Here is a 17366-nt window from a genome sequence, read left to right as displayed (position 1 = left end):
ATGGCGAAGGGTTTCCTGGCATCGGCGGCCATGGCGCTGGCCTTGAGCGTTTCCGCGCCCGTTCAGGCCGCCAACTACGCGCTGGTCATTGGCATCGACGATTATGAAACGCAGCCCGATCTGGGGGGGGCGTTGAATGACGCGCGCTTGATTGCAACGGCCCTTCAGGATTTCGGCGTGAGCGAGTTGCGCGTGTTGTTGGATGGCGATGCATCATATGATGCAATTTCCAGTGCTTGGCAGGACCTTCTGGAGCGGGCTCAACCGGGCGATACGATTATCCTGACCTATTCCGGGCATGGCGCGCGGACACCGGATATCAACGGCGATGAGGCGAGCCTGTCTCAGCCCGATGACGTGACGGATGAAATGCTGGTGCTGCCCGGATTTGATCCGCAGTCGCCAGCGGGTCTGCGCGAAAAGATCGTGGATGACGAACTGCACCAATGGTTCCTGGCAGCGGGCGCAAAGGACGTGCAGGTGGTGTTTGTGGCCGACAGCTGCTTTTCAGGCACCTTGACCCGGGGGGGACGTGCCCGCTTTCTGAAAAACCTGCTGGGGTTTGAGGACGAGGTGGAGCGCAAACCTCTCAAGGCACTGGCGGAAACCGAAGAGGAAACCATTGAAAACGTGGTTTTTCTGGCGGGCAGCCGTGAAGCGGAACCCGTGATCGAAGTGGCGATTGGCGGGCGCTATCACGGCGCGCTCAGCTATGCCTTTGCGCGGGCCCTGTCGATGGATGCGGACCTCGACGGAGATGGTGTGCTGGGTCGGAATGACCTTGAAACCTTCATTCCCCGGACTGCAAAGAGTTTCAACGGATCGCGCTACTTGCCGGAAATAAACCCATCGGACGGCCCTGATTTCGATGTTCTGACGCCGGATAAATCAACCCCGGTCAGTGACGAGGTTCCATCCTGGAGCATTGACGAGAACGGGGACGATGTGACCGCGTCATTCGACCCGAACCGGGTGCCGCTCGCGGCACAGCCGGGCAGTTATTGGGATCGCGAGACCGGCAACGTCCATGATGCCACCGGTGAAATCGTGGGCTATGACATCGCGGAAAACCGACTGGGCGAAGTTGATGACAAGTTCTCCGTATTGAACCTTGTCCGCGAAGGGATGATCCGCAACGGGACGACGGTTTCCACCCTGCGCAACGGTCGCCCATGGCACCGCGAATTGACGGAAGGTCAGGAGTTCGCGGTCGAAGTGGGGCCCTTGACCGGGCGATATCTGACGGTGTTCAACCTGGCCAACAACGGCGAAGTGCAGGCGGTTTTTCCGTTTGAGCCCAGTCAGCGCGGACCGCTGCGCGTTGGGGAAGTCCTGTCCTTTGACGCGGTCGCCGCCGAACCTTATGGCGCGGACGAACTGATCGCCATCATCACCGATTATGAACCGGTTGATCTGCGTCAGGCCCTCAGGTGGGCGATGCCTGCAGGTGAATTCATCCCGATACTGACCCGCATCCTTGGCGAAGGCGGGGCCACCTTCGGGCATATCAGCATTTTCACGAAAAGAGGCTAGCATGAGAAGAGCATCCCTGATGGCGGTAGCAGCGGCAGCCGCGACACTCGCCAGCACATGGGCGCTGGCCGCAGATCGTGCCCTGTTGATCGGCATCGGCGCCTACAGTGGCGATGCCGCCCCATTGGAAGGGCCAGCCAACGATCTGGTCATGATGCGCGATCTCGTCGAGACCGAGATGGGTTTTGCCCCGGAAGAGGTTCTGGTTCTGAGCGATGCGCAGGCATCGCGCCCTGCAGTCCTCGCGGCCTTTCAGAACTGGCTTATTGCAGGCACAGGCGCGAATGATCGGGTCTTCATCTACTACTCCGGACACGGAACTCAGATCTACGATGAGGTCGGCGGGGACGAGGGGCCCGAAGGCATGGACGAGGCCCTCGTGATGGTTGACTACGACAGGTCCGACCCCCTTGCCGGTCTGGTCACCGACGACGAGATCGGACGCATGCTTGACCAGCTGGCCGACCGCCGGGTCACAATGCTGGTGGATGCCTGCCATTCCGGTACCGTGTCGCGCTCTCTTGCCGGAACCGCTTCTGCGCCGTCGCAGCGCGCCCGGTTTGTCGCACCGATCTCCCGCCCTCAGGCGGATGGCAGCAGCTCACGAAGTACGCTTGTGCCGGATGGTGGCGTTCTACGGCGCGACACCGGCCTGATCGGTGACATTCAGGTGCCACCCAAACAGAGGCTGGAGGTCTGGTCGGCCTCCGCACCTTATCAACTGGCCTGGGAGACCATGATCGACGGCCGCTCTCACGGCGTTTTCTCCTATCACTTCGCAACCGCGCTACGCGAGGGTACGGCGGACACCAACCAGAACGGAACCACCAGCCGCGAAGAGTTGCTGAGCTATCTGGCCGCTGAGGCGGATGCCTTTTGTAAAACGGATTTTGAATGTCAGTCCAAGGGGTTTACCCCGCAGCTTTCCGCGCCGCCGGTCTCGCGCATCCTCTCGGTGGTTGAGTGGCCGGAGGACAATCCCCAACCCGTCACCGCACCAAGCGTCGCGCAGATGCTGGACCTGCTCACCGGTGGCCGCGAGGATGCGCAGCTCTCGTTGGTGCATATGGACCCGGGCAAGTCCGGGCCGATCAGGGGCAACGACATCGTGGCCTTTGAGATATCCTCGGACCGGGACGGTGAAGTGCTGCTGTTTGACCTGCGGGACGGTGGACAGGTCATGCAACTCTTCCCCAGCCGTGCCTTTGCCAAGAACACACCGGTGGCGGCAAACCGCGTGCTGCGTATCCCAGATGCCTATACCAGGGCGAACTTCCGGATCCCCAGCGGGTCCGGCACGCTGTTGGCCCTCGTCGTGCATGATCGCGGGCTTGTCGAAGAGTTAAGTCAACGCAACAGGGATTTGACGCCGATCCAGGATCCGATGACATTTTTTGGTGAGTTGATGCGCGAGTTAAACGGAACCTGGCACAACGACAGCGAAAACCGAAAAGTCGAATTCGGGATCGCGCAATTGCCGTACAAGTTTTAAGTCGGAGCGCATACCTATGGCTGGATACAAACGACCTGCTGAAAGATTTGCCGCACGGGTTGCCAAGACGCTGTTCCAACCCGCGAAAGGGCAGGTGACTGTGCGACTGGAGCCCTGGTTCCTGGACCGGGAATTTCGCAGAATTCTGACGCAGCGATATTATCAGATCACCTTGGTGGGCCTGGAAGAGCTAGGGCTGGAAAAGCCCCGTGACGAGTATCGAACCGCTTACAATCGCGATCAGTTCGAAGATGCAGAGATCGGTGCCGGGTTATGGATGAAACATGTTCTGGATGGCCCGCGGCAGGTTCATTCCAGCCAGTCCGTTCACGAAGCACACAATGTGCTGCTAAGCCTCTGCAAGCAGGGTCATGGCTGGCCTGACGTGGCGATGGACAGGGCAATGTCCCAGCCCTTGCCGGATGATCAGGTTCCCAAGGTGGCCCAGCCCTCCAAGGCTGCGCTGGCACGGATCAAGACCCAAAAGGGGAACCCGGAAGGCACGTTGAAAGCACGGCGAGAGGCCGGGCCGCTTTGGATACGCATCGGTATGGGCAGCTGTGAGGTTATTGATGCCCTGTCGCTCTGGGATGCGATGCGTGCCGCCCCCGAGATCTGTGATGAATTCAGCGGGGACGACGCCGATAATCTGGTGCATCTCTTCGCGCGGGCATTCAATGTCGCCAACAGGCATTGGGACGCGTTACGCCTTTTGGGCCTGTCGCCCCCGGCCTGGATCGACGATGAGGCCAAAGAGGAGGGACGCGGGCTCGCTACGCTTTCCGTCTCCCAGGCCCTGACCGCTCTTGCCCTTGTGAAAGAAGCACAGAGCCTGGCCGAGACCGCAGGACGTCAGACGCCGACCGTTGATGATTTTCGCCAGGCGTGGGAGAATAGGCCCATCCTCAAGCGAATGAGCTTTGACGATTTTCTGACATCGACCGCCGGTCAGGCTATTGTTTCAAATGGGAAAAAGAATGGCGTTGTTCGGTTGGATGCCGATGATCCGCGCATTCTGGGCGTTGCAGAGGACACGGATGAGGTGGCTCTTGCGAGCCATACCGACGTTATGGACAAGCTTGCAGATATCAAAACATCGGGAGATCTTGACGATGTCGATCTGCTGCTTCTTTTCGCCGTTGCAGAAGGCAAAAAACTGCAACACTTACATGAAAACGATGCGTCGATCCGCATCAAGTATCCGCGCCTGGAAGACCTGAGCGCCGCCCTTGATGACTTGCAGGATCGCGTGATTGCCGCGGTGTCTTGACATGCCCGGCCAAACACACGGACCCAATCCAATGGATGAGACTCGGAAAGAAACTGCCAAGGCCGGCTTGGTGGCCCGCCTGAACGTGAAATTTGCGCAAGCCCATGCGGAGCTAGATGAGCATCTAAACGACTTGGGCACCCGTACGGAGGTGCTGGCTTTTGTGCCGATGGCCGCGAAAACAAGTGACACGAGCCTCCCGGTAGAGACAACATCACCTGACGACGACAACATGGTCGTTAAACTGCAGGCCGAAGGAAACAGCCTGCGTCTGTCGATCGAGAGTTTGGGATTTACACGGGCTCAGGAGGTGGCTGGACGCTTTGCGAATGTGCGCAGCCAGGACGGGCTGCTGAACTATGATTTCCGGTTCGACAAAATGGGCTGCGGATCGGTTCTGCTGGCCGACACCCCCGACGTGCGCAGGGCGCTCATGTCGGGCTGGCAGATTAGCCTCGAGGCCTAGTCGGTGTCCACGACATCCCATTATGTAGATGTGCTTGTGCCTCTGGCGGCCGCCGGACGCGATGTGGGCGGTGTGATTTGTGAAATCAGGGCAGCGTTCACGGACCGGGCTGCGGAAGCCCGGGGTGGGTTCGATCCCGCCATCGTGCCGTTGCTGGACGTCAAACTTGCCGGAGCCGGACAGCGTGCGTTGGACATCGTACGTCGGTTGCCCCTGCCCAAAAGGCGCTTTGGCCTGCCCATGCGACTAACCCGGCCAAGCTCTCCAAACACCGTGATGACGCCGCTCGACTCGCGCCAGGCCCGTGGATTGGACCCCCGGAATGCAAGCAGTGCGGAACTTGGTCTGGCCTTGTCGCTTTGCCTTTTGGAACGCGGCCGCAAACCGGGCGTGTTTTTCGCAACCGGGTCTCTGGAGGGGTCGAATTTCGACAGCGTTCATCCCAACGATGGGCCGGTTGGCCCGGTCGAGGGCCTTTCACAGAAATTCGAGGCCGTCACGACATGGCTGGAACGACACAAGGTCGGGCCGTGGGGCAAGCATGCAACGCTCTTTGTTCCAGCGCGCACGGTGGACGGCAGCTTGACCGTTGAGGCGTACCGGGAAGAGATTGAGCGGGCCAGAACAAGAGCCGCCGCAATTGGCGTCGAACTGACCGTGACGCCATTGCGCAGCCTTGCCGAAGGAGCGCGTCATCTGGGGGCTGTCAAACCGCGTTTTGACGCCAAGGAGGGCATGATGCGTGCCGGTGTCCTGGCGGTCCTCGGTTTTGTGGCGTTCATGGCGGCCGCGTTGCAACCGGTGGACCTGAGCCCGGGAAAGATTGACTATTTCCTCGGACCTCTCCCCACGCCGACGGTCCTGCGCGCCTCGGTTGCTGATGAAAAGGGCGCCAAAACCTTTCGGCCTGTGCCGCCCTGCACCACGAAAACCGGATTGTCCTTGGTACAGTTTGAGGATTATGTTTCGGTCAACATCGAAACAAGTCAGACGATGTTGCCCAAAAGTCTTTTTTCTGCGGTGTTTGTTGTGATCGGCGAGAAATCCCAGCCCAAAATATTCGAACCCAAACAAGCGCTCAACACGGAGGCCGACGCGGGTGCGACGCCGATCCGCAAGGTGAACGGCAGGCTGAGCTTCGGTGCCGCTTTCCCGGTGCAACCTCCCGAAGAGGAAATGAAAATCGTCGCGCTGTCACGCCAGTTGGGCGGGTTCAACACCAACCGCCTGGACCAAGGGGTCCGCGAAACCTTTGAGAACGCTCCACAGGAAACACGGCTCAACGCCCAGGCACGCTGGTTGGCCAACATCCGCGGTTCTTATATCGAGATTCCGTTTGAAGCCATCGCGCCCGACAACCAAAGAGTCGTCAGATGCGAAAGCTGATCCTTCTTGCGGTTGCCTGGCTTTCTGTCGCTGCGCCACATCCCGCGCATGCGGATCAAGTCAGCAGTTCGGTTTTCTCCCTGGATTTCGTGCCCACGGGCCTGCAGCTTCAGTCGTCTTCGAACGCAGAGCTTAATCTCTATGTGGACAGGCTCAAAATGCTGCAAACCACCTTCGTGGATCGGCCCGACGTCAGTTTTGGCGTGGTTCATGACGCCGAAACCTATTTTGACGCCGACCAATTGGGCCCCAAGCGCAACACCGTCATAAAGAATTTCTTTGATCGGAAGGGCATTCCCATCATTGCGAGCCGGGCGCAACCAAACCTCGGCCCGGACCGCGTGCTTGTGGAAATGAGATCGGCGCAGCAGGTGCGGCCATGGCATTGCCTTTGGCATGTGCATTTTCACTTCCCGCAAGACCTGGGCGGTGGCATGGTGACGGTTGCGCTTGGCAGCGGAGAGACACTGCGGTTGCCCGACAGGGCAGAGATCAGTTTTGAACCCGCATCCCACATCAGCGCACACCCCGAGGTGTTGACGCGCAATTCACCGCAAGACACCTATAGACGTGTGCCTCCGTCGCAGCGTTTGTCATCACCCAACGATGTTTTGCTGCGTCTGACACCGCCCAAGGACTCCTCTGATCTGCAAGGCGGTGAGTTCCCGCAATCCAGAGGCACGGCCAATACCGTTGCGCCACCCGGAATAGGCAATGCAGCGGAATGCACAGTGTCAGTTCGCAGCATCGGATAACGCGCAGCGAGTGACGACAACCGCCGTCCTTGCCTGTTCGCACGTGCTCCGCCAGGGCCGCCGGGCCTCAAAAAGCCAAGCGACCATTTGGGGAGGCCCACGCAAAGCGCTAGGCGATTTTACCTAGGCAGTTCTGCCTATTCTCCCGGCAGACAACGTCAGGCAGAATGCCTTGTCCAATCCGATTTGGAAGGCACGCCATGAAAACGCTCTCCCCATCGGTCCGCCACCCGTCCACTGAAGAGGGCGACACCGTGCTGGATGACCGCATGGATGCGCGGGTGTTCGATATCGACCCGCTTGGCGCGGAGGCACGGATACTGCCGCATCTCATGACCGCACAGCTCCAGTCCACTGCATCATTTCTGTTTTCATATCAATCTCTTCAGATGGCATCTTCACGTGGTTTACCAGAAGCCTGCTGCACACATGACGACATTCTGCGTGCACAATCCTTGCTGCTGGCCAAGCAGGCCACAACGCTGCGGGATGTGCTCAGAATTGATGATATCTACGCTCATCCGCTGATCCGCCGTGACAGTATTCTATCGGGTCACAGGATACGGTCGTTTGCCGGAGCGCCTCTGCGTGGCCCCCAAGAACAGCTTATCGGAGTGATTTGCACGGTGGATACAACCGCACGATGGTGGACTGATCGCGATATCCGTATTGTGAGGCGAATTGTCGCTCAATTTGAAGCGCGGCGACTTTCGCAACCCTGAAATTATGTAACATACAGGGTAAGGGGTATCGAATGACAACGAATCTCGGACCGGGATGATAAAAAACAGTAAGATCGGGGGCAGGGCAGGTGCACTCTGCACAAACGGGCGCGTGTCTTTTCGCACGCGTGCCGTGAAACACCGCATTTCCGCAGTATCCGACAGCGCGACGCCTTTCGACAGGCGGGCTCTGTCGTGAAACTCTCACTCGGCCTCATGCTGGCGCTTTGTCTTGCCGGGCTGCAATTCGTTGCGGTGACAATCGTGGTATTTTCCTCCTTTCTCACCTCCGAGAAAGTGTTGCTGGATCATGCGCGCCACCTGCTGCGCGATGTGGGCACCAATACGATCGAGCATTCCAGAGGTTTTCTGAAACCGGCCAAGGGGGCCGCCGAACTGGCCACGCGGCTCGCGGAAAGCCAGGTCATCGCAAGCGATAACTTTGAACAGCTTGAGAAACTCCTGTTTCAGCAACTGCAGATATCGCCGCAGTTTGCTGGCGTCTTCTATGGCGACGAGACGGGTAGTTTTGTCTACGTGATGCGCAGTTCCGGGCCGGCGCCCTTTCGAACCAAGATCATCCGTCAGGAAGAGAACACCCGCTTTGTCGAGCTGATCTGGCGCGACAACGGATATGCAGAAGTGCTCAGAAGCCAGGATCCGCTGGACACCTATGATCCGCGCACGCGCCTTTGGTACCAGACAGCCTCTGCCGAACGCGCCAGCATCTGGACGGATCCATACATTTTCTTCACGTCGCAAACGCCAGGCATCACCGCCGCCTCGCCCGTATTTCTCGAGAGCGGGCAGATACAGGGGGTTGTGGGGGTCGATATCGGGATCGAGGCGATCTCGGAGTTCCTGTCCCGGCTCAACATCGGGGAGAGCGGCAAGGCCTTGATCCTGAACCGGAATGGCGACGTGATCGCACACCCCAACCAGGACCTCATCAGTACGGCAAATGCAGATGGCACCTTTCGCTTTGTCAGCATCAACGAGATCGGTGATCCGGTGGCGCAGGCCGCATTCGGCCCCTTGATCAGAGGCGATGAGGTCTCGGTCGAACGCGAGGTCTCATCCCGGTTCGAGTACGGCGATGCCACATATGTCTCGACGGTGATGCCGGTGATCAGTGAGGAATTGCCCTGGACCATTGCGGTTTACGCGCCCGAAGCCGACTTCACCGGCGAGATCAAGGCCAACCGGACGCTGAATGTCTGGATCGCGGCCTTGATTGCCCTGATCTCCGGTGTCTTCGGCCTGATCCTGGCCAACTATATCCACAAACCCGTGCGCGCCTTTGCGGTGCGGTCTTCGCTGGTGTCGCAGGGCGAGGTTTCCGCGTCCGAGCCGCTGCCCAATACCTACCGCGAACTGCAACGCGCCAATGAGACGCTGGTGCAGGCTATCGCCGAGCGCAAGAAGTCCGAAACCGAATTCGGCCGCACATTCGACCTGGCCTCGCGGGGGATGGCCCAGATCGAAGCTAAAACCGGGCGGATCATGCGCGTGAACAGCAGGTTTGCATCGATGCTGGGATATGATGCGGATGAAATCCTGTCTCTGACGGCCCATGACATTTCGCATCCCGATGACCCGGTGGCCGGTTTCTTTTTCGAAGATGGCGGCCAGAAACGATCCGAGTACCTGCATGAAAAGCGGCTTTTGTGCAAAGATGGCGGTGTCATCTGGGTGAGTGAGAACGTGATTGTAATCCGGGATGACGCAGGCCAGTCGCGCCACGCCGTCGTGACGGTTGATGACATCACCGAACGCAAGGATGCCGAACGCAAGATCCAGCGGCTCAACCGCGACTTGTCGCATTCCTCGCGGGTGAACGTGATGGGGCAAATGGCCACCAGCCTGGCGCATGAGCTGAACCAGCCGCTTCTGGCGATCACCCAGAACATGGATGCCGCGCTCTTTGCGCTCAAGGACAAGTCCGGCGATCCTGAACAGCTGAAAACCATTCTGGAGGAAACGGACCGACATGCGCATCGGGCAGGGGATATCATCCGGGCCCTGCGCGGGTTCGTAAAGAAGGACGGGGTCGAAAAGGCCGAATTCGACTTTGAGGAACTGTTGGAACAAACGCTGCATCTGGTACGCTCGGAGGCCAAGGAGAATGGCATCGGCATTCGGATCGACATTCGCAACGTAGAACCCGTCTATGGATCCCGCGTTCAGATTGCGCAGGTCTTGTTGAACCTGCTGCGCAATGCCATTGAGGCCATCGGAGACAGTGATGTATCAGAGCGCATTGTCTGGCTGCGGGGGCAGGAAACCAATGAGGGCCTCACCATATCGATCACAGATACGGGGCCCGGCTTTGATCCAGAGGCCAATCTCTTCGAGCAGTTCGAGACCACCAAGGAAGACGGTATGGGACTGGGCCTGTCGATTTGTCGGTCCATCATTGACTCGCACGGGGGTAAGCTGTGGTACCAGCAGGACAATAAAGGCCATTCGCAGTTCTGCTTTACGCTGCCCCCTCTGGTCCCCAAGACGGTGAATGAGAAACTTGATGAATTCAGCGCCTGATCCTTGCGTTTTCATTGTCGACGACGACGAGGATATTCGCACCTCCTTGTCCCGCGCCCTGCGTACCCGCGGGTACAATACCTGCGTCTTCGCGTCGGCGCAAGCGTTTCTGGACGGGTATGATGCGGAACAATCCGGCTGCCTGATCCTGGATTACGGCATGCCGGAGATGTCCGGGCTTGAACTGCAAAAGCTGATGGTCGTACGCGGCTATTCGTTGCCGGTGATTTTCATCACGGGGCATGGCGGGGTGCCGGAGACCGTGCAGGCGATGAAGCTGGGCGCCATCGATTTTCTGGAGAAACCTTTTCGACAGGAAGCGTTGATCAAGCAGATCGACACGGCCCTTGAACTCGACGCGCAGCGCCGTCAGGGTCAGGACAAGGCGCGCAACGCCCGCGCGAGGTTCGAAAAGCTGACGGAGCGCGAACGCGAGATCGCCGGGCTTTTCGTTTCCAACCCGTCAAGTGCATCGAGCAAGGACGTCGCGCGGCAATTGGACATCAGCCCGCGTACTGTGGATCACCACCGCGCCCGCATCCTGGAGAAGATGCGGGTCAACTCGGTCGCAGAACTTGTCGATTTGTCGAACACCACGAAGCTTTTCGAAAACCCCGAAAAACGGACATAGGTAAATCTACCTAGGCAATCACACGAATTTACCCAAGGACGCTTTTCGCGCATGAACGGTGCACAGTGTGGGTGTTGGATATCGTGTGCACAGTTACGTGTAGCCGAGTAACGAGTACTGACGTTTTGCTTTTAACTAGCTGCTCATTTGAAGTTCCATTTTCGCATCCGGAACAAGGATTCAAGTGTGTATCGCTTGGGCTAGCCGGAAGAGCGTTGCAATCCACTGCACACTGGCGGGTTGCAACGCACCGGATGCCGCCGAAAAGTCGCCTTGCTCGATCCCGGTCTGTCTCCTCCTCCCCAGATGACCGCGCATTCGATGGCAACGACTATCCGGGGACCATTCTAGAGGTCGGGTTTACGAGCGATAATCCCGACGTCACCGCGGAGAACAATGCCGAGAATTGCACAAAAAAAGCGACCCTAGGGTCGCTTTCAACGTCTCGATTTTTACGGAATAAGCGGTTTTCAGCGCCCCCAGGTGCGCACAACGCCGCAGTCCATATGCACGAAATTGGACCGCGAGTATTTACCAACACCGCCGCCCTTGCAGGCCGCCGCGGCGCGCGCCACCTGACCAACCGATCGGCTCGACAAACGCAGGTCGGCCGCCTGGCCTTTCATGTGCAGCGAGTTTTTGGCCACGCCCCGGCTGCGCGAGCGCAGCATCGCGTTGGTTTGCGGACTGCGGTAGCCAGAGAGAAGCATGTAGGGCTCCGTGGCATCCAGCAGGTTGTGCGCGGCCGACATGATGTCGATCGTGCGCAGGTCCATGGACTTGACGCCGTCGGTGCGCCAATCCCGCATGAAGTGGTTGATTTCCTTGACTGCTTCGCGGACGTAGTTGCCCTCGATCCAGTAGATCATATCGATGCGTTCGCCGGTCCTGCCGGAATACATCTTGATCCGTCGGATGTCGCCCCCGCCGCGCAGAAAGCCCGCCGCGTTTGCGAATGTTGGTGCTGCTGTGATCGCTGTCGCCGCGAATGCGCCCAGAAGCGCACGGCGGGACATGCTCGATGAACCGTCAATCGTCATGTGGTCTTCGCCCCGTATTCTGCCTTTACCCGTGATGTTACACGGGGGTGTCATCTCTTCCCCAGATGCAACATGGGTATGTCATAGCCCCGATTGTTAACCAAGTGCTGAAAGGGAGAGCATCTGTTTTTGCGCAATTTTAGGCAAAATATCGCCAATAATAAGAAGGGGGCGCAAATTTTGCTGGGGCGATGCGCGCATGCATCAATTTCACCTTTCCTTGACCGAAAGCCGAAATGTTATTGGACATGGTTCGGACGGGCGGTCAAAACCGTAACGATTATTTTCCTGAGCGGGGGTTCTATGTCTTCTTTGGTTCTACGCAATCGGTCCTTGATCTTTGCTCTGACGGGGTTGCTGCTGGCGCTCTTCAGTTACGTGACACCGACCCCCGTTGCGGCGCAGGTCACCGCATTTAAACAAGCGGTCGCGGAAAGCGCCGCGCGCGACAAAGATATCGCGGCCTTCTATCAGGCCAATGGCTATGAAGGTATCTGGACCGGCAAGGGGCGTGACCGGAATAGACGTGCCGCCCTTCTCCAGGCCTTGAACGCCGCCGGAGATCACGGTCTGCCCGCTGCGCGATATGACGTTGAGGGGCTGCAGGCCAAGATGAAGGCGGCCCGCACGCCACGGGATCTGGGACTGCTCGAAGTTGAGATCAGCCGCGTCTTTCTGCAATTCGCCCGTGATCTGCAGACCGGTGTGCTGATCCCCAGCCGCGTGGACAAGGCTATCGTGCGCAAGGTTCCCTACCGGGATCGCACCTCATATCTTGTGAATTTTGCGAAATCTTCGCCCAAGGGGTTCTTTCGCGCTTTGGCCCCCAAGACCCACGAATACACCGCGTTGATGAAAGAGAAACTGCGCCTTGAACGCCTGCTGGCGAAGGGCGGGTGGGGGCCGACGGTTCCCGCGAAAACCCTCAAACCCGGCGCATCGGGTACGGCCGTCGTGGCGCTGCGGGATCGTCTTGTGCGCATGGGCTTTCTAAAGCGAAACGCCGGTCAGAGCTATGACGCAAAGATGACCGCCGCCGTTCAGCAGTTCCAGCGCGCCCATGGTCTGGCCCAGGACGGTGTGGCGGGCCCCGGCACGATGACCGAAGTCAACGTCTCCGTGCAGGAACGCCTGCAGTCCGTCATCGTTGCCATGGAACGCGAACGCTGGCTGAACCAGGAACGGGGCAAGCGCCACATCGAGGTCAACCTCACCGATTTCACCGCCAAGATCATCGACAACGGCAAAGTCACCTTTGAGACGCGGTCCGTCATTGGCCACCGCGAACGCGACCGCCAGTCCCCGGAGTTCTCCGACGTGATGGAGTTCATGGTGATCAATCCCAGCTGGTATGTGCCCCGCTCCATCGTGACCAAGGAGTATCTGCCGGAGCTGCAGGCCAACCCGAACGCCGTGAACCACATCGAGATCACGGATCGGAACGGGCGCCGCATCGACCGGTCGGCGGTGGATTTCACCCAGTTCACGGCGCGCACCTTCCCCTTTGCGATGCGTCAGCCCCCCAGCCGTGGCAATGCGCTGGGTCTGGTAAAGTTCATGTTCCCGAACAAATACAACATCTACCTGCATGACACGCCCGCCAAGAACCTCTTTGGCCGCGAAGTGCGCGCCTACAGCCACGGCTGCATCCGCCTCGCGGATCCGTTTGATTTCGCCTATGCGCTGCTCGCCAAGCAGACCAGCGATCCGGAAGGATTCTTCCAGGCGCGTCTGGCCACCGGCAAGGAACAGCAGGTCGATCTAAAGCAACCCGTGCCGGTGCATATCATCTACCGCACCGCATTCGTGGACGGGAAAGGCCAAACCCAGTTCCGCCGTGACATCTACGGACGGGACGGACGTATCTGGGATGCTCTGTCCAAAGCAGGGGTGGCGCTGCGCGCCGTTCAGGGGTAAATCTGCGCCCGGATCAGAGCGGGGGCAGAGCCATGACAGAGACAAGCCACAGCGTTCAGGAGATTGCCGCCGCGCTGGGAGCGGACGCCTTTGGTGATACGAGCCTGCGGGTCAGCCGCGCCTCGGAACCGAAGACGGCGGGCCCCGATGATATCGCCATCGCGACCAGCCAGAGCTATGCCGATGCGCTGAGCGCAGGTCAGGCGCGTGCCGCGCTGCTCTGGCAGGGGGCGGACTGGGAAGCGCTGGGGCTGAAAGCGGCGATCATTCCCAACCGCCCGCGCTATGCGATGTCTGGCATCACCAGGCTGATGGACCCCGGTCAGGGGTTCGGCGCGGGTATCCATCCCTCTGCGGTGATCGACCCGACGGCGGAATTGGGCGCGGGCGTTAGCGTCGGACCCTTCACGGTGATTGGTGCGGGTGCAAAGATCGGCGCGCGCTCCGTTATCGGCCCGCAGTGTTTCATCGGCTGGAACGCGGAAGTGGGCGAGGACGCTTTTCTGCGCGAAGGCGTGGGCATCGGCGCCCGCGTCCGTATTGGCGCGCGGTTCATCGCGCAGCCCGGCGCGCGCATTGGTGGTGACGGTTTTTCCTTTGTGACGCCGGACCGCTCTGCCGTCGAAGCAACGCGCAGCACGCTGGGCGACCAGCAGGAGACAGAGGCGCAATCCTGGACCCGCATTCATTCGCTGGGCGCGGTGACGCTGGGCGATGACATCGAGATCGGCATGAATTCCGTCATCGATTGCGGCACCATCCGCGACACCATCGTGGGCGATCGCACCAAGATCGATAACCTCGTACACATCGGCCACAACTGCGTCATCGGCACCGATTGCCTGCTCTGCGGCTGCGTGGGCATTGCGGGGTCGGTTGACATTGGCAACTACGTGATCCTTGGCGGGCAGGTCGGTGTCAGCGACAATATCTTCATCGGGGACGGTGTGATCGCGGGTGGGGGCAGCAAGATCCTCTCCAACGTGCCTGCAGGGCGCTCTATCCTTGGCTACCCGGCGGTGAAGATGGAAACCCACGTTGAAAGCTACAAAGCCACGCGCCGTCTGCCGCGCATCCTGCGTGACGTTGCGGCCCTGCAGAAAGCGGTTTTCAAATCAGGTGAGAGTGACTAAATCCAAGAGCGGGTAAGTCCGGAGGATTGAGCGCGTGAGCACGAAAGACAAAGTCATCGCCATCATCGCGGAACAGGCTGTTCTTGAGCCATCCGATGTCACCATGAACAGCACGCTCGAAGATCTCGGGATCGACAGTCTCGGGCTGGTGGAGAGCATTTTCTCCATCGAGGAGGCCTTTGATATCTCCGTGCCGTTCAATGCCAACGATCCCAAGGCCTCGGATTTCGATATCTCCACCGTGGCCTCTATCGTGGCGGGTATCGAACGCCTGCAAGCGGAGCAGAGTTGACCCCCTCATGAAACGCGTGGTCATCACCGGGGCAGGGACCATCAACGCGCTGGGGCATGATGTGCCCTCGACGTTGACGGCGATGCGCGAGGGTGTGTGCGGCATCGCCGCGCTCGAATTGCGGGACGTGGACCGCCTGTCGATCCAGATCGGCGGGCAGGTGCGCGGCTTTGAGGCCGAAGGCCGTTACAACCGCCAGCAGATGTCGCTCTATGACCGGTTCACGCAATTCACGCTCGCCGCGGCCAAGGAAGCCATCGACCAGTCGGGCCTAACTTTCAGCGGTGAACTCGCGGCCAAATCCGGTGTCGTTCTGGGCACGGCGGGCGGTGGTGTCAGCACCTGGGACGACAACTACCGCTCCGTCTATGAGGACGGCAAAAACCGCGTGCATCCCTTTGTCGTGCCGAAGCTGATGAACAATGCCGCGGCCTCGCATGTGAGCATGGAACACAACCTCAAAGGGCCCTCCTTTACGGTGTCCACAGCCTGCGCCTCGTCGAACCACGCGATGGCCCAAGCGTTTTCCATGGTCCGCTCCGGCATGGCACCGGCCATGGTGACGGGGGGATCGGAAAGCATGCTCTGTTTTGGTGGCGTGAAGGCCTGGGAGGGCTTGCGCGTCATGAGCCGCGATGCCTGCCGTCCGTTCTCGGCCAACCGCAACGGCATGGTGCAGGGGGAGGGCGCGGGCGTGTTCGTCTTTGAAGAATACGAACACGCACGGGCGCGGGGGGCGGACATCCTTTGCGAGGTGGCGGGGTTTGCCATGTCCTCGGACGCCAGCGACATCGTGATGCCGTCCAAGAACGGCGCGTCCCGGGCCATGGCCGGTGCGCTCGCCGACGCCGGGATCGATCGCGACGAAGTGGGATATATCAACGCCCATGGCACCGGCACCGCAGCCAATGACAAGACCGAATGCGCGGCAGTGGCGGATGTCTTTGGACCACACGCCGACAAGCTGATGATCTCTTCCACCAAATCGATGCACGGGCACCTGATCGGCGGTACCGGCGCGGTGGAACTGCTGGCCTGCATCATGGCGCTGCGGGACGGGATTATCGCGCCCACCATCGGCTATGAAGAGCCTGATCCGGAATGCGCGCTGGACGTGGTGCCGAACGAGGCCCGTGAGGCCAAGATCAAGGTCGCGATCTCCAACGCCTTTGCCTTTGGCGGTATGAACGCGGTGCTGGCCCTGCGCGCTGCATAACAAAAAGGCCGCCCCCGATGCGGGAACGGCCGGTTTGAAGGTCTCTGATCGGTTTACTGTTCGATTACAGACACATTGTCGTAGGCCGCCGTGAAGCCGGTCAGGGAGAGGGACACATCGACTTTCTGATCCGGCGCCAGCACCGGCACGATGGTCAGCACCGCCTGATTGCCCTTCTTGAAGCCGTCGATGTCCTGCTGGGTCAGCCCAATCCGCGCGTAACACCCAATGCTGTTACAGAATGCGAAAGGATAGCGTTTGGCGGGGTTGCTGTCGATCTTGACGGTCAGCTGCGCAGCTAGCGAGGTTTCCAGCGGGACGATCACCGTGGCACCGGCGCGGGCCTGTCCGCCATCCGGCAGGCGGAACAGGGTAAACTCGGAGATGGGCGTCCCCTCGCCATCGGCCAGAAGCTGGTACATCTGGCAGGGGTCCTCGCCTTCCTCCGTCTTGATGCACCGCATGCTCCAGTCGCCATATGTTTCCTTGACGTAGGTTTCGCCGACTTTCGGACCTTCGGTGGCCTCCTCGCCAAGGCTCAGACCATCCGCAGGACCGGGTGTTTCCTGTGCAGGTTCATCGGCGGGCTCTTCGGTCTCTGTAGATTGGGCCATTGCCATCGACGCGGCAAGGATCAGCGGCAGGGACAGCGCTGTTGCAGTGGAATAAAAGGACGTCAGCTTGGGCATGATTGCTCCGTGTTCATGGGTTTTCTGCGGTGTACCATGTGGTCTGCGCAGTGTCAGTCCCATGCGCATGAAATCGCTGTGTGACCCGGCAGTTTTTTATGGCCAGGGCCGTTCAATAAGAAAAGGGATGCGCAATGCATCCCTTCCCAAATTTTCTTCTCCCCGTCGGACTGGCCGACTTATTGGCAAAAGGCTACGCAACCGGTTTCGTGCCGTCAACCGGAAAGTCGTAGAAATTGAGACTGATAGGATAAAATCATCGTGTAAAAAGGGCCGTACCGAA

The 17366-nt window shown here is 59.5% G+C and carries 15 protein-coding genes; 13 read left to right on the top strand and 2 right to left on the bottom strand.

What is annotated here, in order from left to right:
- The 9 genes from ISX84_RS10680 to ISX84_RS10640 all read left to right on the top strand — a co-directional run bounded on the left by ISX84_RS10680 (nt 1) and on the right by ISX84_RS10640 (nt 10796).
- On the top strand, nt 1–1533 hold the full coding sequence (locus ISX84_RS10680; RefSeq protein ID WP_195820362.1) for a caspase family protein: 1533 nt from the start codon (nt 1–3) through the stop codon (nt 1531–1533).
- A 1-nt stretch (nt 1534) separates the two neighbouring features.
- Nucleotides 1535–3025 (top strand): caspase family protein, encoded by a 1491-nt coding sequence (locus ISX84_RS10675; RefSeq protein WP_195820361.1) that lies wholly within the window; start codon nt 1535–1537, stop codon nt 3023–3025.
- 16 nt (nt 3026–3041) lie between these two features.
- A complete protein-coding gene (locus ISX84_RS10670) occupies nt 3042–4295 on the top strand; it encodes a hypothetical protein (RefSeq protein ID WP_195820360.1) in 1254 nt (417 codons plus the stop codon).
- A 31-nt stretch (nt 4296–4326) separates the two neighbouring features.
- On the top strand, nt 4327–4761 hold the full coding sequence (locus ISX84_RS10665; RefSeq protein WP_195820359.1) for a hypothetical protein: 435 nt from the start codon (nt 4327–4329) through the stop codon (nt 4759–4761).
- A 3-nt stretch (nt 4762–4764) separates the two neighbouring features.
- Complete coding sequence (locus ISX84_RS10660; protein WP_195820358.1) at nt 4765–6147, top strand: hypothetical protein; 1383 nt, start codon at nt 4765–4767, stop codon at nt 6145–6147.
- Nucleotides 6135–6902 (top strand): hypothetical protein, encoded by a 768-nt coding sequence (locus tag ISX84_RS10655; RefSeq protein WP_195820357.1) that lies wholly within the window; start codon nt 6135–6137, stop codon nt 6900–6902. The genes ISX84_RS10660 and ISX84_RS10655 overlap by 13 nt, the downstream gene beginning before the upstream one ends.
- Before the next feature lie 200 nt (nt 6903–7102).
- Nucleotides 7103–7624, top strand: a complete 522-nt coding sequence (locus ISX84_RS10650; protein ID WP_195820356.1) for a GAF domain-containing protein — start codon at nt 7103–7105, stop codon at nt 7622–7624.
- A 195-nt stretch (nt 7625–7819) separates the two neighbouring features.
- Nucleotides 7820–10165, top strand: a complete 2346-nt coding sequence (locus ISX84_RS10645) for a cache domain-containing protein (protein ID WP_195820355.1) — start codon at nt 7820–7822, stop codon at nt 10163–10165.
- Nucleotides 10149–10796 (top strand): response regulator transcription factor, encoded by a 648-nt coding sequence (locus ISX84_RS10640; RefSeq protein ID WP_195820354.1) that lies wholly within the window; start codon nt 10149–10151, stop codon nt 10794–10796. The genes ISX84_RS10645 and ISX84_RS10640 overlap by 17 nt, the downstream gene beginning before the upstream one ends.
- A gap of 470 nt (nt 10797–11266) precedes the next feature.
- On the opposite strand, the gene ISX84_RS10635 is transcribed toward ISX84_RS10640, so the two are convergent.
- Nucleotides 11267–11836 carry a YcbK family protein gene (locus ISX84_RS10635; RefSeq protein WP_195820353.1) on the bottom strand — a complete coding sequence of 190 codons (570 nt, stop codon included), beginning with the start codon at nt 11834–11836 and terminating at the stop codon, nt 11267–11269.
- 303 nt (nt 11837–12139) lie between these two features.
- Between ISX84_RS10635 and ISX84_RS10630 the strand changes: the two genes are divergently transcribed.
- From ISX84_RS10630 to ISX84_RS10615, 4 genes are read left to right on the top strand one after another with little or no spacing between them, the layout of a single operon-like run.
- Entirely contained in the window at nt 12140–13753 is a 1614-nt protein-coding gene (locus tag ISX84_RS10630; protein ID WP_195820352.1) for a L,D-transpeptidase family protein, read from the top strand.
- Between the two features lie 32 nt (nt 13754–13785).
- Entirely contained in the window at nt 13786–14886 is a 1101-nt protein-coding gene (locus ISX84_RS10625) for a UDP-3-O-(3-hydroxymyristoyl)glucosamine N-acyltransferase (protein ID WP_195820351.1), read from the top strand.
- A 34-nt stretch (nt 14887–14920) separates the two neighbouring features.
- Nucleotides 14921–15178 (top strand): acyl carrier protein, encoded by a 258-nt coding sequence (locus ISX84_RS10620; protein ID WP_195820350.1) that lies wholly within the window; start codon nt 14921–14923, stop codon nt 15176–15178.
- Between the two features lie 7 nt (nt 15179–15185).
- On the top strand, nt 15186–16394 hold the full coding sequence (locus ISX84_RS10615) for a beta-ketoacyl-[acyl-carrier-protein] synthase family protein (protein WP_195820349.1): 1209 nt from the start codon (nt 15186–15188) through the stop codon (nt 16392–16394).
- A 53-nt stretch (nt 16395–16447) separates the two neighbouring features.
- On the opposite strand, the gene ISX84_RS10610 is transcribed toward ISX84_RS10615, so the two are convergent.
- Nucleotides 16448–17083 carry an invasion associated locus B family protein gene (locus tag ISX84_RS10610; RefSeq protein WP_195820348.1) on the bottom strand — a complete coding sequence of 212 codons (636 nt, stop codon included), beginning with the start codon at nt 17081–17083 and terminating at the stop codon, nt 16448–16450.
- Nucleotides 17084–17366: the final 283 nt, after the last annotated feature.

The sequence above is a fragment of the Roseobacter sp. MH60115 genome (assembly GCF_015644665.1).
Lineage (GTDB): Bacteria > Pseudomonadota > Alphaproteobacteria > Rhodobacterales > Rhodobacteraceae > Roseobacter.
Note: the sequence above shows the minus strand (reverse complement) of the source record. Positions and strands in the feature narration are given on the sequence as shown.

What these genes read in the sequence shown, in the direction of transcription:
- ISX84_RS10680 (WP_195820362.1), top strand. Translation starts at nt 1, where the DNA reads ATGGCGAAGGGTTTCCTGGCATCGGCGGCCATGGCGCTGGCCTTGAGC.
- ISX84_RS10675 (WP_195820361.1), top strand. Translation starts at nt 1,535, where the DNA reads ATGAGAAGAGCATCCCTGATGGCGGTAGCAGCGGCAGCCGCGACACTC.
- ISX84_RS10670 (WP_195820360.1), top strand. Translation starts at nt 3,042, where the DNA reads ATGGCTGGATACAAACGACCTGCTGAAAGATTTGCCGCACGGGTTGCC.
- ISX84_RS10665 (WP_195820359.1), top strand. Translation starts at nt 4,327, where the DNA reads ATGGATGAGACTCGGAAAGAAACTGCCAAGGCCGGCTTGGTGGCCCGC.
- ISX84_RS10655 (WP_195820357.1), top strand. Translation starts at nt 6,135, where the DNA reads ATGCGAAAGCTGATCCTTCTTGCGGTTGCCTGGCTTTCTGTCGCTGCG.
- ISX84_RS10650 (WP_195820356.1), top strand. Translation starts at nt 7,103, where the DNA reads ATGAAAACGCTCTCCCCATCGGTCCGCCACCCGTCCACTGAAGAGGGC.
- ISX84_RS10640 (WP_195820354.1), top strand. Translation starts at nt 10,149, where the DNA reads ATGAATTCAGCGCCTGATCCTTGCGTTTTCATTGTCGACGACGACGAG.
- ISX84_RS10635 (WP_195820353.1), bottom strand. Translation starts at nt 11,836, where the DNA reads ATGACGATTGACGGTTCATCGAGCATGTCCCGCCGTGCGCTTCTGGGC.
- ISX84_RS10630 (WP_195820352.1), top strand. Translation starts at nt 12,140, where the DNA reads ATGTCTTCTTTGGTTCTACGCAATCGGTCCTTGATCTTTGCTCTGACG.
- ISX84_RS10625 (WP_195820351.1), top strand. Translation starts at nt 13,786, where the DNA reads ATGACAGAGACAAGCCACAGCGTTCAGGAGATTGCCGCCGCGCTGGGA.
- ISX84_RS10615 (WP_195820349.1), top strand. Translation starts at nt 15,186, where the DNA reads ATGAAACGCGTGGTCATCACCGGGGCAGGGACCATCAACGCGCTGGGG.
- ISX84_RS10610 (WP_195820348.1), bottom strand. Translation starts at nt 17,083, where the DNA reads ATGCCCAAGCTGACGTCCTTTTATTCCACTGCAACAGCGCTGTCCCTG.